We start from the raw sequence: 821 nt of genomic DNA, 5'->3' as shown, positions 1-821 counted from the left end.
TTCGAACATCCCCCATTGGTATTGAGATTCGTTAATTTGGTATCGCCGATGATTCCGCACTTCTCTACCTAGGCGTGGTATTGACAAGACACGACGATGTTTAATGCTGTTGGCTTGGAAGTCAAAATGCCATTTGGCTTGGACTGCAATTAGGCCATTCCACCACATCACGATTTCAGCGAGCAAAGCAATTAGAAGCAGGATATCTAACCTTTTAGTACAGCGAGTTCTATTGTGACGAAGTGCGATCCCATAAGCGGTACTTTTTAAGTCACGGAATGCCTCTTCTATTTGCATACGCTTAGCGTACAGATTAGTCATTTTCACTTCATTTAAGATGTGTCGAGGGACGTTGGTCGCGAGTAACCACGGCTCTTTCGCGCTTCGTTGGTAAAGATGGGTAGCGGAGTGCTTTTGGCTGGTTCTGCTGTGGCGCTGGGCTTTACGGCCTTTCTCTAATCCTTTGTAAACATAGGCTTCACAAGGTATAGGCGCTCTTTTTGCTAATAAGCATTGGCCAAGGTATTTTGGTTTGTGAACAGCATCTGGATAAAAAGTTTTATTTGAGACCCAAGGTTTATCCGGTTGTTTTATTGAGACTTCGCCTCGGACACGACCTAACCAAAACCAACCTTTTTCCTGAACTTGTCGGAACCAGGTATTCCGAAAACCGGCATCAGAAACGATGATTGGGCAGGTTTTATTGGGCAAAATATCCTGCAATTTATCGAGGAATGATTGGTGACTTTTAGGTGAGTTATATTGGCCATATTCAAAAACTTGCTCGAAGATTGTGATGGCTCGGCCATCCAGAGCAACGG

Annotated in this window: 1 protein-coding gene; it reads right to left on the bottom strand. The window is 44.3% G+C overall.

All coding sequences use genetic code 11. The features are described from left to right. Positions 1-821, bottom strand: an 821-nt coding sequence (locus QWZ04_RS23285; RefSeq protein WP_290330698.1) for an IS4 family transposase, incomplete at both ends; no start/stop codon positions are given.

This window comes from Vibrio tapetis subsp. quintayensis, from assembly GCF_030409945.1.
GTDB lineage: Bacteria > Pseudomonadota > Gammaproteobacteria > Enterobacterales > Vibrionaceae > Vibrio > Vibrio quintayensis.
Note: the sequence above shows the minus strand (reverse complement) of the source record. Positions and strands in the feature narration are given on the sequence as shown.